This window comes from Rarobacter faecitabidus, from assembly GCF_006716265.1.
GTDB classification, from domain to species: domain Bacteria; phylum Actinomycetota; class Actinomycetes; order Actinomycetales; family Cellulomonadaceae; genus Rarobacter; species Rarobacter faecitabidus.
On the sequence record NZ_VFOS01000001.1, the window covers coordinates 1,532,334 to 1,557,125 of the forward strand.

At 64.6% G+C, this 24,792-nt stretch carries 16 protein-coding genes and 3 rRNA genes; 4 read left to right on the forward strand and 15 right to left on the reverse strand.

Annotation, left to right across the window (positions count from 1 at the left end; genetic code table 11):
* Window positions 1-211: 211 nt before the first annotated feature.
* The 4 genes from rrf to ligA all read right to left on the reverse strand — a co-directional run bounded on the left by rrf (window position 212) and on the right by ligA (window position 8,390).
* Window positions 212-328, reverse strand: a 5S ribosomal RNA gene (gene rrf / locus FB461_RS06770).
* A 79-nt stretch (window positions 329-407) separates the two neighbouring features.
* A 23S ribosomal RNA gene (locus FB461_RS06775) occupies window positions 408-3,527 on the reverse strand.
* Between the two features lie 365 nt (window positions 3,528-3,892).
* Window positions 3,893-5,411, reverse strand: a 16S ribosomal RNA gene (locus tag FB461_RS06780).
* The 16S, 23S and 5S rRNA genes sit together here, the layout of an rRNA operon.
* Before the next feature lie 627 nt (window positions 5,412-6,038).
* Window positions 6,039-8,390: an NAD-dependent DNA ligase LigA gene (gene ligA / locus FB461_RS06785; protein WP_142120111.1), complete on the reverse strand. Its 2,352-nt coding sequence runs from the start codon at window positions 8,388-8,390 to the stop codon at window positions 6,039-6,041.
* Window positions 8,391-8,465: 75 nt separating this feature from the next.
* Between ligA and FB461_RS06790 the strand changes: the two genes are divergently transcribed.
* Window positions 8,466-9,203, forward strand: coding sequence for a type II toxin-antitoxin system PemK/MazF family toxin (locus FB461_RS06790; protein ID WP_142120113.1), 738 nt, complete (start codon window positions 8,466-8,468; stop codon window positions 9,201-9,203).
* 13 nt (window positions 9,204-9,216) lie between these two features.
* On the opposite strand, the gene FB461_RS06795 is transcribed toward FB461_RS06790, so the two are convergent.
* The 4 genes from FB461_RS06795 to FB461_RS06810 form a co-directional block, all read right to left on the reverse strand.
* Window positions 9,217-9,606, reverse strand: a complete 390-nt coding sequence (locus FB461_RS06795) for a DUF6907 domain-containing protein (protein ID WP_142120115.1) — start codon at window positions 9,604-9,606, stop codon at window positions 9,217-9,219.
* Window positions 9,607-9,684: 78 nt separating this feature from the next.
* Window positions 9,685-9,900, reverse strand: coding sequence for a helix-turn-helix domain-containing protein (locus tag FB461_RS06800; RefSeq protein WP_211349847.1), 216 nt, complete (start codon window positions 9,898-9,900; stop codon window positions 9,685-9,687).
* Between the two features lie 130 nt (window positions 9,901-10,030).
* Entirely contained in the window at window positions 10,031-11,671 is a 1,641-nt protein-coding gene (locus tag FB461_RS06805) for a SulP family inorganic anion transporter (RefSeq protein WP_142120117.1), read from the reverse strand.
* Complete coding sequence (locus FB461_RS06810) at window positions 11,668-12,033, reverse strand: ArsR/SmtB family transcription factor (RefSeq protein ID WP_142120119.1); 366 nt, start codon at window positions 12,031-12,033, stop codon at window positions 11,668-11,670. The genes FB461_RS06805 and FB461_RS06810 overlap by 4 nt, the downstream gene beginning before the upstream one ends.
* A 243-nt stretch (window positions 12,034-12,276) precedes the next feature.
* Here FB461_RS06810 and gdhA point away from each other — a divergent pair, with 243 nt between their 5' ends.
* Window positions 12,277-13,641, forward strand: coding sequence for an NADP-specific glutamate dehydrogenase (gdhA, locus tag FB461_RS06815; RefSeq protein WP_142120121.1), 1,365 nt, complete (start codon window positions 12,277-12,279; stop codon window positions 13,639-13,641).
* Between the two features lie 108 nt (window positions 13,642-13,749).
* Here gdhA and FB461_RS06820 read toward each other — a convergent pair whose 3' ends face one another.
* The 5 genes from FB461_RS06820 to FB461_RS06840 form a co-directional block, all read right to left on the reverse strand.
* On the reverse strand, window positions 13,750-14,763 hold the full coding sequence (locus tag FB461_RS06820; protein WP_142120123.1) for a uroporphyrinogen decarboxylase/cobalamine-independent methonine synthase family protein: 1,014 nt from the start codon (window positions 14,761-14,763) through the stop codon (window positions 13,750-13,752).
* Window positions 14,760-15,878 (reverse strand): tRNA 2-thiouridine(34) synthase MnmA, encoded by a 1,119-nt coding sequence (mnmA, locus tag FB461_RS06825; RefSeq protein WP_142120126.1) that lies wholly within the window; start codon window positions 15,876-15,878, stop codon window positions 14,760-14,762. Before mnmA ends, FB461_RS06820 begins: the two co-directional genes overlap by 4 nt.
* Window positions 15,878-17,092: a cysteine desulfurase family protein gene (locus FB461_RS06830; protein WP_142120128.1), complete on the reverse strand. Its 1,215-nt coding sequence runs from the start codon at window positions 17,090-17,092 to the stop codon at window positions 15,878-15,880. The genes mnmA and FB461_RS06830 overlap by 1 nt, the downstream gene beginning before the upstream one ends.
* 64 nt (window positions 17,093-17,156) lie before the next feature.
* On the reverse strand, window positions 17,157-18,134 hold the full coding sequence (locus tag FB461_RS06835; protein ID WP_142120130.1) for an electron transfer flavoprotein subunit alpha/FixB family protein: 978 nt from the start codon (window positions 18,132-18,134) through the stop codon (window positions 17,157-17,159).
* A gap of 47 nt (window positions 18,135-18,181) precedes the next feature.
* Window positions 18,182-18,988: an electron transfer flavoprotein subunit beta/FixA family protein gene (locus tag FB461_RS06840; RefSeq protein ID WP_142120132.1), complete on the reverse strand. Its 807-nt coding sequence runs from the start codon at window positions 18,986-18,988 to the stop codon at window positions 18,182-18,184.
* A 110-nt stretch (window positions 18,989-19,098) separates the two neighbouring features.
* Between FB461_RS06840 and glgX the strand changes: the two genes are divergently transcribed.
* Both glgX and FB461_RS06850 read left to right on the forward strand, forming a co-directional pair.
* Complete coding sequence (gene glgX, locus FB461_RS06845; protein ID WP_142120133.1) at window positions 19,099-21,318, forward strand: glycogen debranching protein GlgX; 2,220 nt, start codon at window positions 19,099-19,101, stop codon at window positions 21,316-21,318.
* A 2-nt stretch (window positions 21,319-21,320) separates the two neighbouring features.
* Complete coding sequence (locus tag FB461_RS06850) at window positions 21,321-22,619, forward strand: aminotransferase class I/II-fold pyridoxal phosphate-dependent enzyme (protein WP_342776117.1); 1,299 nt, start codon at window positions 21,321-21,323, stop codon at window positions 22,617-22,619.
* Between the two features lie 90 nt (window positions 22,620-22,709).
* Here FB461_RS06850 and FB461_RS06855 read toward each other — a convergent pair whose 3' ends face one another.
* Both FB461_RS06855 and FB461_RS06860 read right to left on the reverse strand, forming a co-directional pair.
* Complete coding sequence (locus FB461_RS06855) at window positions 22,710-23,699, reverse strand: DNA topoisomerase IB (protein ID WP_142120135.1); 990 nt, start codon at window positions 23,697-23,699, stop codon at window positions 22,710-22,712.
* Window positions 23,700-23,707: 8 nt separating this feature from the next.
* The gene (locus FB461_RS06860; RefSeq protein ID WP_246046060.1) at window positions 23,708-24,760 is read right to left on the reverse strand and encodes an adenylate/guanylate cyclase domain-containing protein; all 1,053 of its coding nucleotides are present in this window, start codon (window positions 24,758-24,760) and stop codon (window positions 23,708-23,710) included.
* Window positions 24,761-24,792: the final 32 nt, after the last annotated feature.

Sequence of the window (24,792 nt, forward strand, 5' to 3'; positions counted from 1 at the left end):
GCCACCGATGCGCTGGAGCCCCCGACACCCTGGAGCCGCCGACACGCTTGGCACGGGCCGCCCGCCGACAACTTTCGCGGCGGGTTGGTGCGTCAACGCGCTTGGCGCGAAGTAGGTCGGCGACGAACGGCCGCGGGTTACGACGAAGGATTTTGGTGTGTTGGGGGTATGACGAAGGCCCACCGTGGTGGTGGGCCTTCGTTGAATGGGTGTTCGGCGGTGTCCTGCTCTCCCACCCCCTGGCGGGGGCAGTACCATCGGCGCTGAAGGGCTTAGCTTCCGGGTTCGGTATGGGTCCGGGCGTTTCCCCTTCGCTATGGCCGCCGTAACGTTGTCAGAGTGTTTACACGTGGGTGTGTTGGTTCTCTGGGAACCGTATAGTGGACGCGCACATTTTTTGGTGTGGTGTGTTGAGGTTGTTGGCTGATTAGTACCGGTCAGCTCCACAGGTCTTTGGTCCCTGTTTCCACGTCCGGCCTATCTACCCAGTGGTCTTGCTGGGTGCCTCTCCCCACTTGTGTGGGATGGAAACCTCATCTTGAAGCAGGCTTCCCGCTTAGATGCTTTCAGCGGTTATCCCTTCCGAACGTAGCTAACCAGCCGTGCCACTGGCGTGACAACTGGCATACCAGAGGTTCGTCCGTCCCGGTCCTCTCGTACTAGGGACAGCCCTTCTCAAGTTTCCTGCGCGCGCAGCGGATAGGGACCGAACTGTCTCACGACGTTCTAAACCCAGCTCGCGTACCGCTTTAATGGGCGAACAGCCCAACCCTTGGGACCTACTCCAGCCCCAGGATGCGACGAGCCGACATCGAGGTGCCAAACCATGCCGTCGATATGGACTCTTGGGCAAGATCAGCCTGTTATCCCCGGGGTACCTTTTATCCGTTGAGCGACCACGCTTCCACTTGCCGTGGCCGGATCACTAGTTCCGACTTTCGTCCCTGCTCGACCTGTCAGTCTCACAGTCAAGCTCCCTTGTGCACTTACACTCAACACCTGATTGCCAACCAGGCTGAGGGAACCTTTGAGCGCCTCCGTTACTCTTTGGGAGGCAACCGCCCCAGTTAAACTACCCACCAGGCACTGTTCCTGGACCAGATCATGGTCCGAAGTTAGGGGCCCAGCCCGATCAGAGTGGTATTTCAACGTTGACTCCGCAACCACTGGCGTGGCTGTTTCATAGTCTCCCACCTATCCTACACAAATCGGACCGAACACCAATACCAAGCTATAGTAAAGGTCCCGGGGTCTTTCCGTCCTGCTGCGCGTAACGAGCATCTTTACTCGTAGTGCAATTTCGCCGAGTTCGTGGTTGAGACAGTGGAGAAGTCGTTACGCCATTCGTGCAGGTCGGAACTTACCCGACAAGGAATTTCGCTACCTTAGGATGGTTATAGTTACCACCGCCGTTTACTGGGGCTTAAATTCTCAGCTTCGCCCACAAGGGGCTAACCGGTCCTCTTAACCTTCCAGCACCGGGCAGGCGTCAGTCCGTATACATCGTCTTGCGACTTCGCACGGACCTGTGTTTTTAGTAAACAGTCGCTTCTCCCTGGTCTCTGCGGCCCTTACCCGCTTCTCCCAGCATGTGGGTTGACGGTCCGGGCCCCCCTTCTCCCGAAGTTACGGGGGCATTTTGCCGAGTTCCTTAACCACGATTCTCTCGATCGCCTTAGTATTCTCTACCTGACCACCTGAGTCGGTTTAGGGTACGGGCGGCTAGAACCTCACGTCGCGGCTTTTCTAGGCAGCATAGGATCACCCGAGTTGCACCAGTAGGTGCTCCCCATCAACTCTCAGGCATGTGAACGGCGGATTTGCCTACCGTTCGCCCTACAGTCTTAGACCTGGTCAACCATCGCCAGGCTCGGACTACCTTCCTGCGTCACCACTGTTAACACGTTTACCTACTACAAGTTCAGGTCCCAGCCCGCCATCACGTTCAGATGTCCCGAAGGACACCCAAGGTGGGGCGGGGTGGTTAGTATCACAAGCCTTGGTATGGGCGGTTCTTCGCCGGTAGCAGAATATCAACTGCTTGTCCATCGACTACGCCTGTCGGCCTCGCCTTAGGTCCCGACTTACCCAGGGAAGATTAGCTTGACCCTGGAACCCTTGGTCATCCGGCGGACGGGTTTCTCACCCGTCTTTCGCTACTCATGCCTGCATTCTCACTCGTGTGGGCTCCACTGCTGGGTCACCCCGCAGCTTCACTGCCCACACGACGCTCCCCTACCCATCCATACGCCTGGACCACGAAGGCCTAGCTATAAGTATGAATGTCACGGCTTCGGCGGTGTACTTGAGCCCCGCTACATTATCGGCGCGGAATCACTTGACCAGTGAGCTATTACGCACTCTTTCAAGGGTGGCTGCTTCTAAGCCAACCTCCTGGTTGTCTGTGCAACTCCACATCCTTTCCCACTTAGCACACGCTTAGGGGCCTTAGCCGGTGATCTGGGCTGTTTCCCTCTCGACTACGAAGCTTATCCCCCGCAGTCTCACTGCCACGTTCTCACTTACCGGCATTCGGAGTTTGGCTGACGTCAGTAACCTTGTAGGGCCCATTAGCCATCCAGTAGCTCTACCTCCGGTAAGAAACACGTGACGCTGCACCTAAATGCATTTCGGGGAGAACCAGCTATCACGGAGTTTGATTGGCCTTTCACCCCTATCCACAGGTCATCCCCCAGGTTTTCAACCCTGGTGGGTTCGGTCCTCCACGCGGTCTTACCCGCGCTTCAACCTGCCCATGGATAGATCACTCCGCTTCGGGTCTAGACCCAGCGACTGTATCGCCCTATTCGGACTCGCTTTCGCTACGGCTTCCCCACACGGGTTAACCTCGCCACTGAGCACTAACTCGCAGGCTCATTCTTCAAAAGGCACGCCGTCACCCCAACTAGGGAGGCTCCGACGGGTTGTAGGCACACGGTTTCAGGTACTATTTCACTCCCCTCCCGGGGTACTTTTCACCTTTCCCTCACGGTACTAGTCCGCTATCGGTCACTAGGTAGTATTTAGGCTTACACAGTGGTCTGTGCAGATTCACACCGGATTTCACGGGCCCGGTGCTACTTGGGATCCTCGAAAAGAGGTCACGGAATTTCGTCTACAGGACTGCCACCCTCTATGGTCGGTCTTTCAATACCGTTCGACTATCCACGCAACTTTTTTACTCTTTGACCCACTGTCAGATAGGTCCATCGAGTCCCACAACCCCACACGCGCAACGCCTGACAGCTTGACACGCGTATGGTTTGGCCTGATCCGCTTTCTCTCGCCAATACTCACGGAATATCTCTTCCTGCCGGTACTGAGATGTTTCACTTCCCGGCGTTCCCTCCACTCACCCTATATATTCAAGTGAGGGTAACCAGACATAACTCTGGCTGGGTTTCCCCATTCGGACATCCTCGGATCACGGTTCGTTTGCCAACTCCCCGAGGCTTATCGCAGGCTACAACGTCCTTCATCGGCTCCTAGTGCCAAGGCATCCACCCTGTGCCCTTAAAAACTTCAACAACAAAAACCAAGAAACAAATCTATTCTCGATCACACAAAAATAAGATGCTCGCGTCCACTATACAGTTCTCAAACAACCAACGGACATCCACCACCAACCACCCCCCACCGGGGAGAGTCGCGATACACGCCGTACCAGAAACAACATAGGTCGTTGTCTCAAAACCCAACAGTGTGTCCGATACCCGCCGCCACCACCACCAGCACCCGTTCCACACCCCACAAGAGCGGTACTAAGAAACCAGCAATGACATACAGCAGCAAGCCAAGAGTTGATGTTCCACCCAATGAGCAACCACCCCGGCACACACTCGGCACCGAAAGATGGCCACCATCCCTACCGGGATGATCAAAAGCTCCTTAGAAAGGAGGTGATCCAGCCGCACCTTCCGGTACGGCTACCTTGTTACGACTTAGTCCCAATCGCCAGTCCCACCTTCGACGGCTCCCCCCACAAGGGTTGGGCCACCGGCTTCGGGTGTTACCGACTTTCGTGACTTGACGGGCGGTGTGTACAAGGCCCGGGAACGTATTCACCGCAGCGTTGCTGATCTGCGATTACTAGCGACTCCGACTTCATGGGGTCGAGTTGCAGACCCCAATCCGAACTGAGACCGGCTTTTTGGGATTCGCTCCACCTCACAGTATCGCAACCCTTTGTACCGGCCATTGTAGCATGCGTGAAGCCCAAGACATAAGGGGCATGATGATTTGACGTCGTCCCCACCTTCCTCCGAGTTGACCCCGGCAGTCTCCCATGAGTCCCCGGCATAACCCGCTGGCAACATAGGACAAGGGTTGCGCTCGTTGCGGGACTTAACCCAACATCTCACGACACGAGCTGACGACAACCATGCACCACCTGTACACCAGTCCGAAGACGCGACTATCTCTAGCCGATTCCGGTGTATGTCAAGCCTTGGTAAGGTTCTTCGCGTTGCATCGAATTAATCCGCATGCTCCGCCGCTTGTGCGGGCCCCCGTCAATTCCTTTGAGTTTTAGCCTTGCGGCCGTACTCCCCAGGCGGGGCACTTAATGCGTTTGCTACGGCGCAGAACTCGTGGAAAGAGCCCCACACCTAGTGCCCAACGTTTACGGCATGGACTACCAGGGTATCTAATCCTGTTCGCTCCCCATGCTTTCGCTCCTCAGCGTCAGTTGCGGCCCAGAGACCTGCCTTCGCCATCGGTGTTCCTCCTGATATCTGCGCATTCCACCGCTACACCAGGAATTCCAGTCTCCCCTACCGCACTCTAGTCTGCCCGTACCCGATGCAAGCTCACGGTTGAGCCGTGAGTTTTCACACCAGACGCGACAAACCACCTACGAGCTCTTTACGCCCAATAATTCCGGACAACGCTTGCGCCCTACGTATTACCGCGGCTGCTGGCACGTAGTTAGCCGGCGCTTCTTCTGCAGGTACCGTCACTCTCGCTTCTTCCCTACTGAAAGAGGTTTACAACCCGAAGGCCGTCATCCCTCACGCGGCGTCGCTGCATCAGGCTTTCGCCCATTGTGCAATATTCCCCACTGCTGCCTCCCGTAGGAGTCTGGGCCGTGTCTCAGTCCCAGTGTGGCCGGTCGCCCTCTCAGGCCGGCTACCCGTCGAAGCCTTGGTAGGCCATTACCCCACCAACAAGCTGATAGGCCGCGAGCCCATCTTCCACCGAAAAACTTTCCACCCCAAAACATGTGTCCCAAGGTCATATCCGGTATTAGCACCCGTTTCCGAATGTTATCCCGAAGTGGAAGGCAGGTTGCTCACGTGTTACTCACCCGTTCGCCACTAATCCAAAGAGCAAGCTCTCCTTCATCGTTCGACTTGCATGTGTTAAGCACGCCGCCAGCGTTCGTCCTGAGCCAGGATCAAACTCTCCGTAAAAGTACAACGCCACACCCACCACAAAGGCAGATGTAACAACCATACAAATTACGCCAAAACTGGCATCAAAAAACCAACACCCACCTAAAAGGCAAATGCTGGACCAAACAAAAAGATGTCAAAACAACCAAACCAAACCCACCCACAACAGGCAAGCCAGCCCAGCCACCCCAACATCAATGGCATCAACTATCAAACACACTATTGAGTTCTCAAACAACCACCACACACCCAAACAACCAACCAAAGCCAGCGCAGCAGGGCAACCTCTCAAACCTACACCCCCCACAACCACCAGTCAAATCGCTCTGACCTGCGTTGTTCGGAGTGAGGCGCCACGCACACGAATCCCTAAGGATTTCTAGTGAGTGACTTGCCCGCGGGACCGTCCTCGCTTCGAGGCGCCTTGCGCTTCTCAGCTTGTCCGTCTCTCCCTGTCCGGGCGACATGTGAAACATTACGCGACTTGTTTCGCTCAGGTCAAATCGGCATTTCGGGCGGGGGGTTGCGTTGATATTTCAACGCTCCACCTCGGAATATTGGCCTGATCTGCCACGATGGTCGAAAAATGGGTTGAGTGACGTGGGCCACATTTGCCCTTCCTCGTCCCGGGAACGCCGTATAGCTTCAGGCCTCGTCGAATGCGGCCGGGCCCCTGTCGAGGAGTGCGGCGAAGCCGTCCTCGTCCAGAATGCGCAGACCGAGCTCACGAGCCTTGGCCTCCTTGCTACCCGCGTTCTCCCCCACCACGACGAAGTCCGTCTTCTTCGAAACCGAACCGGCGGCCTTACCGCCACGCGAAACGATCGCCTCTTTCGCCGAATCTCGGGTGAAGCCCTCTAGCGAGCCGGTGACCACGACCGTCAGACCCGTCAGCAGACCCGGCTCCTCGTCCTGTGCGGGCGCAGCATCGGGACCGGGGTGTCCAGGGATCGTAAACCGCACTCCCGCCGCGGTCCACGCGTCGATGATGTCCCGATGCCAGTCGACCGCGAACCATTCAAGGAGCGATTCCGCGATGATCGAACCGACGCCCTCGACGCTGGCCAACTGGTCCACGTCGGCGGCGCGTACGGCGTCGAGCGAGCCGAATCGAGCAGCGATCGCGCGCGCAGCCACGGGTCCGACGTGCCGAATGTTGAGCGAGACGAGGAGGCGCCACAGGTCTTTGGTCTTTGCCTTTTCGAGTTCCTCCAGGAGCGTTAGTGCCTGAGCGGAGGGCTCGACGACCTCGTAGTCCTTGCGGATACCGGCCTTGCGTCGCTGCGCGGCATCCATGCGCTCCGAGCCCGGAGGGTACGACTTGGACACCTTCTTGAAGGGGGTCCGCCGGCGGATTCGTCCGTCCTCGTCCTCCTTGATCAGACCGGTTTCGGCGTCGCGGACGACGACCTCGATCGGGAGCAACTGCTCGAGCGTGAGACCGAATAGATCTGCCTCGGTTCTAAGCGGTGGAGTCGACGGCGACTCGGGCTGCGTGAGCGCCGCAGCCGTAACCTCCCCCAGCGCCTCGATGTCGAGCGCACCGCGCGAGCCGATGTGCTCCACGCGCCCGCGTACCTGCGCGGGGCAGGAGCGGGCGTTGGGGCAGCGGAGGTCGATGTCGCCCTCCTTCATGGGCCGTAGCGGCGTGCCGCATTCGGGGCAGTTGAGGGGCATCACGAAGTCGCGCCTCGGAAAGCCGTCATCCTCGAGCGCCGCGACGGGGCCGACGATCTCGGGGATCACGTCTCCCGCCTTGCGTAGCACGACCATGTCGCCGATGCGCACTCCCTTGACCTTGACCACATCCTGGTTGTGGAGGGTTGCCTGGCGGACGGTGCTCCCGGACACGAACACCGGCTCCATCAGTGCATAGGGAGTCGCGCGGCCAGTTCGCCCCACCGCCACCTGGATGTCCAGCAGGCGGGTGTTCACCTCTTCGGGGGGGTACTTGTAGGCGATCGCCCACCGCGGCGCCCGGCTGGTTGTCCCGAGTTCCCGCTGGAGGGCGATCTCGTCCACCTTGACCACAATGCCGTCGAGTTCGTGCTCGATGGAGTGCCGATGCTCGCCGTAATAGGCGATCATGTCGAGCACATCGTCGATAGTCGCGCACACGCGGTTATGGCCGGAGACCGGGATGCCCCAGGTACGGAAGTGGTCGTAGGCCTCGGATTGCCGGACGAGTTCGCCGACGTGGCCGGCTTCCCAGCGCAGCGTGCCGAGGCCGTGGGCATAGAACCGCAGGGGACGAGCGGCGCTGACCCGAGGATCCTTCTGGCGCAGCGAACCGGCCGCAGCGTTGCGGGGGTTCGCGAAGGGCGGCTTGCCCGCCTTCACCTGCGCCGCATTCAGTTCCGCGAACTGAGCGACCGGGATGAACACCTCGCCACGAATCTCGACCAGAGCCGGATGATCGTCCGGATCTCCCGCGAGCACCTGGGGAATCGCGGAGATCGTCCGCGCGTTCAATGTGACGTCCTCGCCGGTGACACCGTCTCCGCGCGTGGCCGCGCGCGTCAACTTTCCATGTTCATAGATCAGATTGAGCGCGAGGCCGTCGATCTTTACTTCCGTGAGGAAAGTGACGTCACGGCCGGCCAGGTCGGCCGCCGTCTTCGACACCCACGCGGAGACCTCGTCCACCGAAAAGACGTCCACCAATGACAGCATCTGCTGCGGGTGCCTGACCGGCGCGAAGTCCGTGGAGAACGTGCCACCGACGCGCTGCGTGGGCGATTCCGGTACGCGCAGGTCCGAATGGGCCTCCTCCAATTCCTCGAGTTCCCGGAGCTTCGCGTCGTACTCGGCGTCGGAGGCTCGTGGTGAATCCTGGACGTAGTAGGCGAAGCTGAGTTTGTCGATCTCGTCCGCCAATTCGGCCCACCGGGCCTGTTGTTCAGGACTCGCCGGACGGAGCGCAGGGGCCGGCGCTGCGGGAGGCACGAGCGGGTCGGTGGGCTCTGAACCGGGCTGGTCCGAGGCAGGAATCGTCATGAGTACATCTTGCCAAGTTCCTGGGGCATCGCACTCGCGATCCCCCGGTCGTCGCAAGTCAGTACCATCGTTGCCATGCTCAGTGGGTCAAAATTCGACAAGGCATGCCTCGCAGCCATCTATTTCGCCGCGGTGATGGCCACCTGTTGCTACGCCGCCGCCAGCCTCGCGATCGGCACCGATCAGTCGCTGTTCATCGCGATGGGCTGGCTATTCACTGCCGCGCTTGCCACGTGGTTGCTGTGGCTCCGCGCGGTCACCTGGTCAGCGCGTAGCGTCGTCCCTCTTGCCGCCACTACAGTGATTCTCCTCGCACTCCTCGGGGTAGCGCGGAAACTGATCGGCACAGCCAGCGGATACGCAACGGTGGAATCGCTGCTGGGCCGCGAGCCCGAAACTCTGATCGGTTTCACGATCGCAGGCGCGATTTTCGGCCTGGTGGTCGTGAGTACCCGCCCCGGGGGTAGGCAACCGCGAGCCGGACAGTTCTGGATGGCAGAGGTCCCCTTCGAAGACGGGACCGGTGCCAAGGATCGGCCATGCCTCATCGTTGGCGGTAGCACTCGCCGACTCCGCGTTCTCTATGTCACCTCGCAGGACAAGTCGGCGCGTCCCGGACAGTTCATGTATCTGCCGAGTCAGAACTGGTCGGGAGCGGTGGGACGCAAGCAGAGTTGGATTCGGGTGGCCCAGCCGGATGGCTCGTCTCCGCTGATCACCGTACACAGGCGCGCTTTCCGCCGATCCCTCGGCCGCGTGGACAGGACCACAGCGCGGATGATTCGCGAGCGCCTTCGTAGTGAGGCCCGGTAGCCGTCGGGCGAGGTCAGCCCCCGGGGCGGGATTGATCGGTCACGCCGGTCTCGCGGCTCCATGAAGCCGTGAGTGCCCGGACAAGGGATCCGAGGTTGTCGGCGAGCCGTAGCGCGCTGGGTACATCGACGGCAATCCGCTGTTCCATGCCGTCCCCGATGTAGACCTCAGTGTGGTCCGCGCCGTCACGAAGTTGGAGGCAGATGACCAGTTCGGTGGCGTTCCAATTGTCTCGGCCGCCCAGGTGGCCGCCGTGGCCCTCCGTCACCGCGAGGACCGGAATTTCAAGGAACTCGGACTGGTGGCGGTGATCATGGATGTGGTCGTCGTCGTGATGGTTGACGACGCACCAAGTCGGGCAGTCGGTGCGCTGCCAAGACGCTCTACGTGCGGAGGAGTGCATCGTCGGCTCCTTTTCGTGCGAGGTTGTTGGTGCATTGTGTACCAACCCTCTGACATCGAGGCGGCGCGCCGTCGCGGACTACCCCTTCTCGAACAACTCGCGAGGATCGATACCCAGCCGGGTGGCGATGCGCTCGACCGATTGCAGCGTCAAGTTGCGCTCTCCGCGTTCCACACCGCCCATATAGGTCCGATGGACGCCCAGCACCTCGGCGAGTTCTTCCTGCGAAAGTTGACGTTCTTGCCTGTACTTGCGCAGGTTCTGTCCCACGGTACGTTGCAGTTCTCCGGTCACACCCATACGGTCACGCACGCGCCACATATGAGTCTACAGACTTATGAGTAGCGCGGGCTTCGCGAGGCGGGCGGCCCATCGCGCGTGTTGGCGCAGGTGGCCGTCAGTCGCCACGGCGGCCGCGCGCTGGTTAGCCGGTGTGCACCAGGTGACCGCGCGCAGCAGCAACCGCCGCTTCGAGATCATCGAACAGGTGATTCGGATGCCGCAGCGCGTCAAGGGCGCCGACGCGCGTCATCACCTGCAGGTGGCCGGGCCTGATCCCCTTGATGAAGACGGTCACGCCCGCACGCTCCAGGGCTTGGACGATTTCTGCCAGCGTATGGGCCCCGGTCGCATCGACGTGCTGCAGGTGCGACAGCCGGAGGATGACGATGTCCACGCCCCCGTGGTCGGCCACGCGCTGCATCACGCGGTCCGCGACCCCGAAGAAAAGCGACCCATCGAGGCGGAAGATGGCGATGCGCTCGTCCCCCGACCGAGCAGGCCCAGGAATCTCCTCGCGGCGCACTCCGCAGGTGCGACTGAGCGCTCGTAAAGCAAAGAAGGCAGCGACCGCGACCCCTATCGCCACGGCCACGATCAGGTCGAAGCCGACGGTCACGATCGCGGTCACCCCGAATACGAGCGCTGCCGAGCGTGTTGCGCCCAGCACCTGTCGAATGACGCTGATCTCAATCATCCGGCAGGCGGTGACCATCAGAACTCCCGCCAGTGCGGCGAGCGGGATCCGCGAGACAAGTGGCGCAGCCAGATAGACGACCGCCACAAGCCCCAGTGCGTGCACGACAGCCGCGAGCCGCGTGCGGGCGCCCGAGCGCACGTTCACCGCGGTGCGCGCGATCGCACCCGTGGCGGGCATTCCACCGAAGATGCCCGAAAAGACGGAGGCGAGCCCCTGTCCCACGAGTTCGCGATCCGCGTTGTACGGACCGGTATCGGACATCGACGAGGCGACTCGGGCCGAGAGCAGCGATTCGATCGCGGCGAGGGCCGCGACAGCAAACACGGGCCCGGCGAGCGACGAGATCATGTGGAGGTTGACGGCCGGCAGCTGCGGCGCGGGCAGTGACTGCGGCAACTCACCGATCGTCGCGAGCGGCAGATCGAATGCGATGGCCGCCACACTAACCACCACGATGGCGATAAAGGATGCCGGCGCCTTGGGCGCCAGACGCGCCGCCAGCCCCATGACAATCGCCACCGCGGCCACGACGGCCAGCGGCACCAAAACTCCCGGCCAGCGCGCCTGCGACACGGACTGCGCCGCTGCGACTCCCGCGTTCGTGGAGTGATGCCCGCTGGGGCCCACTCCGAGCGCCGTGGGAACCTGCTGCAGGAATATGATGACGCCGATTCCCGCGGTGAACCCCTCAATGACCGGCCACGGGATGTACGTCACCGTCCGGCCTAGTCGAAGCACCCCGGCAACGCACACCACAATGCCGGCCAGCACCGCCACGATTACCACGGCTCCGGCTCCATGCGCGGCGACGACCGGGCCGAGAACCACCACCATCGCGCCCGTCGGCCCCGAGACCTGCACGTTCGACCCGCCGAAGACCGCCGCGACGATGCCCGCGACTATCGCGGTGACCAGGCCCGCCTCGGCGCCCACGCCCGAACTCACCCCGAATGCCAGGGCGAGCGGCAGGGCAACGATGCCCACCGTGATCCCCGCCACGACGTCACTGCGCCAGGTTCGGCCCAGACCCGCATAGTCGGACCGGTTCGGGAGCATGGCAGAGGCGCCCGTGAGAAACTGCTTCATCGCAGAACTCCGGCGGTATCGAGCTGGTCCTTCGTCTCTTCGAGGATCTCGCCGAGCAGCGAACGAGCGACCCGAAGCAGATCCGCGACCTCCGGAAACGCAAGCCGGTAGTACACGGTTGACCCCCGGCGCTGCGACCTAACGAGGCGGTGCCTGCGCAGTACGGACAGGTGCTGCGACAGGTGGGAGGCCTCCAGTTCAGTTTCGGTGAGGATGTCTGCGACAGCCACCTCTCCAGGCCCGCTCACGGCGAGGGACGCGGTCGCCAGAATCTCCAGAATTCGTATGCGATAGGGGTGGGACAGGCCCTTGAAGAGATTCGCTTTGATCTCGTACAAGGGTCGTTCGGAGTCTTGGAACACGAGTGGGCCTCACGGGCAGGTTCGAGCGGGAGCTCAGCAGAATGATGAATTGATAATTTCATCATATCAACGCGCAGTGGGACCCGCCGCGCCCACGCCTCGATCGGCGAGCGGCGCCTAGCGGCGCACTTGACCCCCGCCCTCCCAGCGGCGAAAATTACAGTCGCGTTACAACAAAGTTACTGTCACGTTGCCTCGCTGCAGCCAACTGCGGCGAGGCTCCTTCAAGTCAAGGGATCAAAGATGTCCACTGCCGCCCAGTCCGTCTCCGCCACGTACGACACAGTCCTACGTCGGAACCCCGGAGAACTGGAGTTTCACCAAGCCGCAAAGGAGGTCCTGGACTCGCTCGCGCCGGTCGTCGAGCGTCACCCCGAGTACCTCGACGCGGCCATCCTGGAGCGCATCTGCGAACCCGAGCGCCAGATCATCTTCCGCGTGCCGTGGGTTGATGATGCCGGTCGCGTCCAGCTGAATCGCGGCTTCCGAGTTCAGTACAACTCGGCGCTCGGTCCGTACAAAGGCGGCCTGCGCTTCCACCCCTCCGTCCGCCTGGGCACCATCAAGTTCCTCGGCTTCGAGCAGATCTTCAAGAACGCACTCACCGGACTGCCCATCGGTGGCGGCAAGGGCGGCTCCGACTTCGACCCCAAGGGCAAATCAGATGCTGAGGTCATGCGCTTCTGCCAGTCCTTCATGACTGAACTCCACCGTCACATCGGAGCCGAGACGGACGTCCCGGCCGGCGACATCGGCGTGGGTGGCCGCGAGATCGGCTACCTGTTCGGCCAGTACAAGCGCCTGGGGAACCGTTACGAATCAGGCGTCCTCACCGGAAAATCACCGGCGTGGGGCGGATCGCTGGCGCGCACCGAGGCGACCGGCTACGGCACAGTCATCTTCGCCCGCGAGATGCTCGCGACGCGCAATGCGTCATTCGACGGTGCCCGCGTCATCGTCTCCGGGTCCGGCAACGTCGCGATCTACGCGATCGAGAAGGTCCAGCAGTTCGGCGGCACCGTCGTGGCAGTGTCCGATTCCTCGGGCTACGTCTACGACCCGGACGGCATCGACCTCGACCTGCTCAAGCAGATCAAGGAGATCGAGCGGGGGCGCATTGCCGACTACGTCGTCCGCCGCGGCGGACGTGCCGAACTGCGCACCACCGGCAAGGTCTGGGATGTCGCGCGGGAGCCGGGCGGGGTCAAGGTCGCCCTCCCCTGCGCCACGCAGAACGAGCTCGACGAGGCCGACGTGCGATCGCTGATCGCCGGCGGCTGCCTCGCGGTAGCCGAGGGCGCGAACATGCCCTGCACTCCCGCAGCCGTCAACCTGCTGCACGAATCGGACATCCTGTTCGCGCCGGGCAAGGCCGCGAACGCGGGCGGTGTGGCGACGTCAGCGCTGGAAATGCAGCAGAACGCGTCGCGCGACACCTGGACGTTCGAGCACACCGCAGACCGGCTCGAGCAGATCATGATCAACGTCCACAGCCAGTGCAAGGAGACCGCGGAGGAGTACGGCGCGCCCGGCAACTACGTGCTCGGCGCCAATATCGCGGGCTTCGTTCGCGTAGCCGACGCCATGCTCGCGCTCGGCGTCATCTGAGGCGCTGGAATCCAGGGGCCCGCGCCCGATTTCACGGGAGGGGACGAGTTCTCCGTCGCCATCGCGTGAGTTCGGGCGCGGGGCGCGCCGGCCTCGCCGCGGCGGGACTCAGTCGAGCCGCTCCGTCAGGATCTCCGCGACCTTGACGAGCGACGCAAGCCGGTCGCGCACCTGCCCGAGGGTGTGCGGCCGGCTTCGCGCCTGATCCACCATGGAGCACGCGGAAAGGCCCGAAACCGCTAGGCCGATTCGTCGCCACGGCTGCCACAACTTGTCGGCCAGTTCCACGATCTGCGGGCCAGAGCATTGGGAGAACCGCGGCGCCGGCATTCCCCAGGACACGGGTGTCCCGGCCTCAATACACTCGGCAATGGCGGCCCAGCGCGCCGGGTCCCACTGCCCCACGTTGAGCCCAACGCCCGCGACTCCCGCGGTACGCACCGCGTCCAGACCCACCATTGACTCACCGAGGTGCACCGTCACCGGTTCGGACAACCGATCGGTCACGATGTGCAGGATTTGGTCGGTGACATCCCTGGACAATCTGCGAATCCTGGCCATGCCCGAGAAATTGGGCAGCACCCCAGCCATAGCGGCGCCAAGGAGCGGCTCGTCCAACTGCACCTCTATCGGACCGGCACCGGGCACGTGTTCGCGGAGCCGTGCGACATGCGTCGCGAGCCCTTCGGCGTAGGCGTGCGCGATCTCCTTGATCGCCCCCGGATCCGAGACCGCGAGGTCGCCCCGCGCCAGGTAGACCCGTGCGGCGAGCGTGATCGGACCGAGGCCCGATACCGAGAGCCCGCCGTCATATCCGGACAGGGCGATCTGAACGGCCTCGTCCTGACTGTCGAGCCAGCGACGCTCGCTCATAAGATCGAGTCCGGGACGATCGGCGAGTTTCCATCCATGCGGACCTCGCTCGGCGAACACTTGGTCGAGCATCGCGCAAGCGCGCGCGACGGCAGCGACGGAATCGTCCGCGCTGCGGGCCAGCTGGACCTCGAACGGCAGGCCAATCCCCTGCCCGGCGGCAGCGTGGGTGAGCTCGTCCAGAACCGCCAACTGCGCCTCGAGCGGGTCGGCGCCTGGCACCAGACCCAGCCCCGTGACGCGGATCACGGTTCGCGGCGCGCGGCCGCAACCGTGCCCTGCGCGAGGACGCGCGTGCCGTCGTACAGCACGAGGGACTGGCCCGCGGCCACACCCCGGAGCGTCTGCCCCGTCAGGCGCGCAGTCAGTCGGCCCTCACCAGTCACGCGGACCTCGGCTGGGACGGGTTCGGCGTGTGCGCGGATCTGGACGAGGCCACCCACCGGCTCGGTCACGGCGCGATCCGCGAGATCGCCAGCGAACCAGAACGATTCGTCGCAGTCGATCGTGTTGACGGTCAACAACTCGGCGGGCCCGACGATGACGCGGCCACGCGACGGCTCGACGCCGAGCACGTACCGCGGGCGGCCGTCTGCCGCAGGGCGATCGATGGCAAGGCCCTTGCGCTGGCCGACCGTGTACGAGTAGGCGCCGCGGTGCTCCCCCAGCACGTTGCCGTCGGTGTCGAGGATCTCCCCGGGCTGTTCGCCCAGGCGATCGCGCAGGAAGCCCTGGGTGTCGCCGTCGGCCACGAAGCAGATGTCGTACGAGTCGGGCTTGTTGGACACGGACAGGCCCCGGCGCGCGGCCTCGGCGCGGACCTCGTCCTTCGTGGCGAAGCCGCCCAGCGGGAACATCGCCTTGGCGAGCCGGGCCGGGCCCATCACGGCCAGCACGTATGACTGATCCTTGGCTTCGTTCGGGGAACGGTGGAGCTGGCGCTCGACCGAGCCATCGCCGCGCTGAACCGTCTCGACCCGGGCGTAGTGGCCGGTGGCGACGGCATCGAAGCCGAGCGCGGCCGCCTTGTCCAGCAGCGCCTCGAACTTGATGTGCTCGTTGCAGCGGACGCAAGGATTAGGCGTGCGGCCGGCCGCGTACTCGCTGAGGAAGTCCTTGACGACCGTCTCCTCGAACTGATCGGACAGATCCCACACGTAGTACGGGATGCCGATAATGTCCGCGGCTCGGCGCGCATCCGAGGCATCCTCGATCGAGCAGCAGCCGCGCGAGCCGGTGCGGAACTGGTTCCGGTTCTTGCTGAGCGCCATGTGGACGCCGACGACATCGTGGCCCGCCTCCACGGCGAGAGCGGCGGCGACGGCCGAGTCGACGCCTCCGGACATTGCAGCTAGGACGCGCATCAGGACTCCACCGCTGTCAGGGGCTTGTTGGCCCGCGTGGTCAGGCCGGCGCTGCGGGCGCGGGCGACGGCTTCGGGAAGGACGGCGAGCAACTCGTCCACGTCCTGCTCAGTCGAGGTGTGACCGAGCGAGAAGCGCAGGGCGCCGCGTGCCGTATCCTCGTCGATGCCCATGGCCAGCAGGACGTGTGACGCCTGCGGCACGCCAGCCTGGCAGGCCGAGCCGGTCGATGCGCAGATCCCGCGCGAGTCCAGGGAGAACAGCAAGGAATCCCCCTCGCAGCCCGCGAAGGTGAAGTTAGCGATCGAAGCGAGCCGCCCCGTGGGGTCCGTAGCGGGATCCACTCCGCGCAACTGCGCCCCGGAGACTTGCTCGCGGACACCCGCAATAAGGCGGTCGCGCAGTGCTGCCACGCGCTCGGCCTCGGCCGCGCGTTCGCGTACCGTCTCCTCCAGCGCGACGGCGAACGCCCTGACGCCGGCGACGTCCAGCGTGCCGGAGCGCACCGAGCGCTCCTGGCCCCCGCCCGAGGTCAGTTCTGTCAGTGGCAGGTCGCGGCGCGCCACCAGTGCCCCGACGCCGACGGGCCCGCCGACCTTGTGCGCCCCGACGGTCATCGCGCTCAGCCCGCTCGCGCCGAAGTCCACAGGTTGCGTGCCGATAGCCTGGACCGCGTCGCTGTGAACGGGCACGCCATAGCGGCTCGCCAGGTCCACGACGGCTGGAATCGGCTGAATAGTCCCCGTCTCGTTGTTGGCCCACATGACGGAAACTACGGCGGTCCGCTCTGACGACGCGCGAAGGGTGGCGGCGAACTCGTCAAGGTCGAGTCGGCCGGCGGCGTCCACAGGCGAGATCGTGACCTCGCCGCCCTCGTGCACCTGGAGCCAGCGCGCGGGGTCGAGGACGGCGTGGTGCTCGACCGCGGAGATGACAACCCGCTTACGGCCGCGCTGCGCCTGCGCGAGGAACACGCCCTTGATCGCGAGATTGTCCGCCTCAGTGCCACCCGAGGTGAAGATGATCTCGGACGGCCGCGATCCGAGGAGCGCGGCGATCTGCTCGCGGGACTCCTCGACGACGCGCCGCGCACGGCGGCCCTGGGCATGCTGCGACGAGGCGTTCCCGGCCAGCGTGGCAGCCTCGGCGTACGCCTCGATGGCGGCCCGCCGCATGGGCGTGGTGGCCGCGTGATCGAGGTACGTGGGGGTCATTGCTACCGCTTCGGTATCCGGCGAAGTCGCGCGCCAGGGCGCGGACGGGGCACGGTCATCAACACTATTTCCGCGTCCGGTATTCCCGGATTGCGCGGGCGGCCTGCGGCAAGACGTCGGCAAGGTCGCCCACGACGGCGAAGTCGGCAATCTCGAACAGCGGAGTCTCAGGGTCGGTGTTGACCGCGATGATGGTCTGCGAGGCCTGCATGCCGCCACGATGATGCGGGGCGCCCGAGATACCAGCGCCGATGTAGACGCGCGGCGCCACGGTCACGCCGGTCTGGCCGATCTGCGCATCGTGATCGACCCAACCCTCGTCGACCGCGTCCCGGGTCGCGCCCACGGCCCCGCCGAGTGCGTCGGCAAGGTCGTGAACCGGCTCGAAATCGCCCAGGGTTCCTCGGCCGCCAGCCACGACGTACGCCGCCTCCGCGAGCGCGGGGCCGGCCTCGCCGTGTCCCGGATGGTACTCGCGCGCTTCCAGCCGGGCCGCCTTCGCGCGGGAGGACGAGGCAACCTGGATCGTCCGCTCCGCAAACTGCACGGGGTCTATCTCGCTGGCCTGGACGGTGTTCGCGCGCACAGTGAAGAAGGCGATGCCGGTGCTGAACTCGGCCCACACGTCCCAGGTGCCCGCGAACACGCGCTTGAAGGCGACGATCTTGCCGTCGGTGGTCAACTCGGGCCTCGCATCGGCCACGAGTCCGGCACCGAGCTGCCGCGCGGCAAGGGCCACGATCTCGCGGTTCTCGAACGTCGTTGAGGCGAGCACGATGTCGGCACCGATATCTGTGACCGCGGCCGCGAGGCCCTCGGCCGCGACCGGCGTCAGGTGATGCGAGGCATCGAGCTGGACGATCACGAGTTCCTCGGCACCCAGGGTGCTGAGGTCCCGCCGGGCCTCGTCGCTCACCGGCGTGAAACTCACGGCGACGGGGTGGCCGAGTTCGCGCGCGATCGTCAGGAGTTCGCGTACCGGGGAGTGCAACGGCCCGTCGGCGTGATCGATCAGTACCGCGACGGTGTGCTGGCTCGTCATCTTCGTGAGATTCCTTTTGGCAAAGATCTAGTGGGGGTCGCGCCGTCTCAGACGAGGCCGCGCGCAATGAGGAAGTCGGCGAGCGCCTGCCCGCCGTCTCCCTTGTCGATGTGGATGATCACAGGCTCCTTCTCGGGCCGCGGCGCGGCTCGAGTCACACTCGTGCGGGCCGCAGTGTCGCCGACGAGCGCGGGATCGATGTCCAGGTCGTCAACGCAAAGAGAGTCAATCGGCTTGGTGCGCGCCGCGATGATCGACGAGAAATTGGGGTACCGGGGTGCCGCGATGTGATCCGTCACGGACACGACGGCGGGGAGCTCGGCCGTGAGTGACTCGGTAACGCCGTCGAGCTCCCGCTCGATTGCAGCGCTGCCGCCCTCGATCTTGAGGCTGCGGGCGAGGAGCAGTTGCGGCCAGTCCAATTCCGCGGCCAGGAGGGCGGGAATGACGGAACCGAGGGAATCGAGCGCTGCCATGCCGGTGATCACGGCATCGACGGGGGTCTGCCCATCTACGTAACGCACAGCGGAGGCCAGGACTGCCGCTGTCGAGAAGTAGTCCGACCCGGCAATTCGGTCATCGGTCACGCGGATCGCCCGGTCGACACCCAGTTGGTACGCCTTGCGCAAGGCGAGATCCGCGTCCTGCGGACCCACGGTGAGGGCGACGACCTCGTGCTCCTCGCGGGCGGTGCCCGCAATGCCCTCAACGACTCGGAGCGCGGCCTCGACCGCGACCTCGTCGAGTTCGTTGAGCGTTCCCTCCGACAGGGTGCGCACCACGCGACCGTCCTCACCGAATCGGCGGTCAGCCTGAATGTCTGGAACGTACTTCACCGGTACGAGCACACGCATCGCTATAACTCCTTGGGGTATCACCCAAAACGATACCGCGAATAGGACCTGGCCCGGGTTCGGCGGAGCTCAGTTCGGGCGCAATGTCGGAATGCGGGACAATAGTCGGTATGTCTGAAGCGTTTTTGCCCACTCACGACCGTGCTCCGCGGCTCGGCGCCTACCTGTCGGAGGACGGAGTCGACGTGGCGGTCGTCGCGAGCCACGCCACCAAGGTCGAGTTCTGCGCCATCGACGTGACGGACGGCGAGGTCAGTGAGCGCCGCTTCGAGTTGCCGCACCGCGACTGGGGCGTCTTCAGCGGTCACATCCCCGGAATCGAGGCCGGACAGCGATACGGCTTCCGCGTTCACGGCCCCTGGGATCCCGCGAAAGGCAGACGCCACAACCCAGCAAAACTGCTGATCGATCCCTACGCCCGCGGTTTTGCCGGCGACCTGGTGAACGCCCCGGAGACGCGTGACTTCGTGACGCCGGAGGTCGGCAAGGGTGACCCGTTCGGTGAGGCGGACCCGCGCGACAGCGCGGAGTTCGTCCCCCACAGCGTCATCGTGGAACCGCTGGCCGCTCACGAGAACATTCACCACCCACGTGTGCCCTGGTCCGAAACCGTGGTCTACGAGGCGCACGTCAAGGGCTTCACTCAGCAGTTCGATGCCGTTCCCGAGCCGTTGCGCGGCACCTACGCGGGCATGGCGCACCCAGCTGTCATCGACCACCTGAAGTCGCTCGGTGTGACGACCCTGGAACTACTTCCGATCCACGCCTTCGCGTCCGAGACGCACCTGGACCATTTGGGCCTGGCAAACTACTGGGGCTACAACACCTTGGGGTTCTTCGCACCGCATCCCGGCTACGCCACGGCCGAGGCCCAGGCGGGCGGGGCGACCGCCGTGCTACACGAGGTCCGTGGAATGGTCCACCTGCTACACGAGGCGGGCATCGAGGTCGTCCTCGACGTTGTCTACAACCACACGTGCGAGGGCGGGGTCGATGGCCCGACGTTGGGCTGGCGCGGCCTCGACAACGAGATGTACTACCTGCACGACGGCGGGTCGCCATCGCGGTACGCCGACGTGACGGGAACCGGCAACTCCCTCGATTTTCGGCGCCCGCGCGTAGTACAACTGGCGCTGGACTCGCTGCGCTACTGGGTGGACGAGATCGGCGTGGACGGCTTCCGCTTCGACCTGGCGGTGACGCTCGCGCGCGGTCAGGACGGATTCGACCGCTACCACCCGTTCCTGGTCGCCTTGCAGACCGATCCCGTCCTCGCCGGCACCAAGTTCATCGCCGAGCCGTGGGACATCGGACCCGGCGGCTGGCGCACGGGCCAGTTCCCGCCACCATTCGCCGAGTGGAACGACCGGTTCCGGGACGCGGTGCGCGGTTTCTGGTTGCACGACCTCGGCGCAGCCACCCACGACGGGCCGACCTCGGGCTTCCGCGAACTTGCGACCCGGCTCGCAGGATCCGCCGACCTGTTCGGCATGTCCGATCCCCCGCTACTACGCGGTCCCGTCGCGTCCATGAACTATGTGACCGCCCACGACGGCTTCACGATGCGCGACCTGGTCAGTTACAACGACAAGCACAACCTCGCCAACGGCGAGGACAACCGCGACGGGACCACGAACAATCTTTCCTGGAACCATGGCGCCGAGGGACCGGTCGCCGCGCAGTCGAGCAGCGCGGAGGGTGCCGACGTCTCGGCCGCCCGCCGCAAGTCGCTGCGCAACCTGTGGGGCATGCTCCTACTGTCCGCGGGAACGCCACTCATCACGGCCGGCGACGAGTTCGGTCGCACGCAGCGCGGCAACAACAACGCCTACTGCCAGGACAACGACATCTCTTGGGTGTCGTGGGAGTTGGGCGACTGGCAGCGCGATCTGCTTGCCACTGTGCGCCACCTCTCGGCGTTGCGACGCACGCACTCGGCGCTACGCGTCGACAACTTCTTCCTCGGTGCTCCGCGCGACGGTGAGATGCCGCATCAGGTGGATCTGACCTGGTACTGCGCGGGCGGCAAGACGCTCACGCACCAGGATTGGAACTCGTCCGAGTTGCGTTCCCTGCAGATGCTGCGGCGCGGCGTAGGCGACGACGCGCACGTTCTGCTCGTGATCAACGGCTCCCTCGACGAGATCTCGGTCTCGCTGGCCGGTCAGCCCGTCACCGTCCGCGAATGGTCCCTCGCCTGGGACTCGGCGCTGGAGCGCCCGTCCGACATCGATTCGGCCGCCCCAGGCATACCCGGCGGCGCGACCGTGACGGTCGCGCCGTTCAGCATGCAGGTGTACGTGGCACCCAGCCCGGACGAGGCCGACTAGCCGTGGCCGGGCTCGTGCCCGGCGCGGCCGGCGCCACATCCCGCGGCGTTCCGATGGGCCAGCGATGGCAGCGCGTGGCCGCCGCCGCTGGCCTGCTGAGCCCGTCCGGGGATCCGCAACCGACAATCTTCGCCCAGATGTCCGCGCTGGCGAACGCGACGGGTGCGATCAACCTCGGCCAGGGCTTCCCGGACACCGACGGGCCGGACGAGGTCAAGGATCTCGTCAAGCGCGCCATCGACGATGGCCGCAACCAATACCCGCCCGCCACCGGTGTTCCCGCCCTGCGCGAGGCCATCGCGGAGCATCAAGGGCGCCGGTACGGCCTCGCGCTCGATCCTGCCACGCAGGTCATCGTCTCGGCAGGAGCTACCGAGGCCATCGCGGCGGCCGTCATTGCACTGGTCGAACCTGGCGACGAGGTCATCACCTTCGAGCCGTACTACGACTCGTACCCTGCGGTGATCGCGATGGCCAGCGGCGTGCACGTGGCGGTACCGCTGACACTGCGCCCCGCGCGCGCAGACGAACCCGGCACGGATGGCGCATTGCGCTTCGCCATCGACTTCGCCGCGCTTGAACGGGCCGCGACCGCGCGCAGCCGCGTGCTGCTCCTCAACTCCCCGCACAATCCGACCGGAATGGTGCTGACCCCGGACGAACTGATGCGACTGGCCGACTTCGCGGCGCGCCACGACCTGCTGGTCATCACCGACGAGGTCTATGAGCATCTGGTGTTCGGCGCGGCAAAACACCTGCCCATCGCCTCGCTACCAGGAATGTTCGAACGAACTCTGACCGTCTCATCGGCTGGCAAGACGATGTCGTTCACCGGCTGGAAGGTGGGCTGGGTCACCGGGCCCGCGGACCTGGTCGGTGCGGTTCAGACCGTCCGTCAATTCACGACCTTCGCGGGCGGCGCGCCGTTCCAGCCCGCGATCGCCTGGGGTCTGGGGCGCGACGAGTTCCCCGCGGCGCTAGCGGCGTCGCTGGAGCATCGGCGCGATGTGCTGAGCGCGGGCCTGCAGGAGGCGGGCTTCTCGGTGATCGAGCCCGATGGCACCTACTTCATCGTCGCGGACGGCGCGCCTCTGGGCTTTGCGGATGGCGATGAACTCGCCCGCAGCCTTCCGGCCCTCGCCGGCGTCGCCGCCATTCCCGTCTCCGCGCTGTGCCGGCCGGGCGACTCGGACGGGCCGTTCCGCTCGCTGCTGCGTTTCACCTTCGTGAAGGACGAGACGACAATCGATGAAGCCGTGAACCGCCTCATCGCCGCGAGACTGGGCGGACGGCGTCGATAGCGACAGTTGTCGGATCGGTGACTTACGGGAGTGGCTGTCGGACCGGAACCTGCACCTCGCGACATGCAGTGTGGTGGCCGCGGCAGACTCCTACGTCGAGTGCTCGCCCAGGAGTTGTAGCGCGCACTGCTCGGCGACGCTGAAGCGCTTGCGCGCGCGCCTCTTGCGACCCGCATCCGCAACCTGCGCGGGACCGTCCTGCGCCTCGGCGAGTTGCAGCATGACTGGATGGATATAGGAACCCCGCGCCACCGCCGGGGTATTTCCGAGTCGATCGGCCACGAACGCCACCATGTGCGCGGCGTAGGCCTCGTCCTTCTCAGCCACCGGCGTCGAGCGCATGAACTCGACGGCCAGACGCGTCGCCCCCCACGTCCGGAAGTCCTTGGCCGAGAACCGCGATCCGGCGTGCTTCTTGATGTAGGCATTGATGTGCTTGCTCGTCACCTCGTTGATCCGGCCACTGCGGGTGCGGTACTTGAATACGGCTTCCCCAGGCAGTTCCAGCAGCCTGCCCACCGCGCGCGCCAGGCGCGGATCGGGCAGCGAATGCTGGTGATGCTTGGCCGATTTGCCGGTGTAGTCGAAATAGATGCGCGACCTGGTGACGCGCACGTGCTCGCGCCGCAGCGTGGTCACGCCGTACGATCCGTGGCGGCGAGAATACTGCCGGTTCCCGACGCGGAAGTTCTCCTCGTCGAGGAGTTTCACCACGCACGCGACCGCCTTGGCCTTGGAGAGGCGGCGGCTGGCGAGATCCTTGTCGACCCGGGCCCGCAGCTCAGGCAGCGCCTCACCGAAGTCGATCATGCGGGCGAATTTCTGCCGATCCCGGCGGCGCCGGAAGCTGGGGTTGTAGATTGCCTGCCGCCGACCGGCCGCATCGATCCCGACGGCCAGCACCTTGGCTTTCGGTGAGCGGGCGATCTCGACCTGCTGCCAGGCGGGGGGAATCGCCAGCGATTCAATTCGCTCGAGTTCCCGGGGGTCGGTGATAGTGCGGCCGCGGAAATGGTAGACGAATCCGTCGCGTGCGGATTCCCGTCCGATGGGACGGCGTGCGCTACGCCGCGTCGCCATCCGCTCGCCTACGACCGCGCCAGGGACCAGGGCGTGACGATCCCCACGCCCTGCACCGACTGCGGCTGCCCCGCCGTGAGCAGGTAGTCAGGATTGCCCGCGAGCACATCACGGGTCTCGGGATCGATGAGTACGTCACCCGGCTCGGCGAGGGCGACGAGTCTCGCGGCCAGGTTCACCGATGGTCCGAACACGTCGCCGAATCGGGACAGCACCCGCCCCCACACCAGCGAGATGCGCACCGCAACCGGCTTGCCGTCGACCTCCAGGTGCGGTTCACGCCACCGCTCCGCGAGGGCGAGCGCGATCTCCGCGCCCTGGCGCGCCTCGTCCGCAATGAACATCACCGCGTCGCCGATGGTCTTGACGACTCGTCCGCCATGGTCCGTGACCAGGTCCCGCGCCTTCGCCTCGAAGTTCTGCACGAACACGGCGAGGTCGTGCGACCCCAGCTGCGTGGTGCGCTGCGTGAACTGCACGATGTCGATGAATCCCACCGCGCGCGGGAGCGGGAGTTCGCTGTCGAGGTTCGTGGACGAGTCCTGTCCGGCGAATTCGATCACGTACCGCCCCGCCCAGACCGCCAACTGGCGGCGCCATGCGTGAGTGAGCTGGGACTCCAGCACGGGGAGCAGGTCGGGCAGGTTGTGCATCACCTTGAAGCGGGCGGCGACATCGGTCAGGCCCTCCATGCGGGCCACGTTGTCTACCAGCGCTTCGAGTTGCCACAGCGCGATGCGGTCCATCGTGTGCCCGACGGAACGTACGAGCGTGCGGACGGTAGCCTCGTCCCACCCCTGCTCCCGCGCGGCCTCGGCGATCTCGCGTACGGCGTCGGCGTCTGCGTTCGTGAATGCGACGCGATTTTCCCCGGCGATCGGTAGCCCGAGCGACTGCCAGTAGTCCCGGACGAAGCGCTCATCCACCCCCGCGCTCTCGGCGAGTTCGCTGGCAGTGAGCACGCGCTGCTCACCCAGAATCTCCTGGTCCAGCCTCGATGCGATCCGCCGCGCCGACGCCTGAGACAGTTCGGCGGAGTCGAGCGGATCTGAGTTCTGCACACCCTGAAGTCTAGGGCACGCCGCATTGTTTA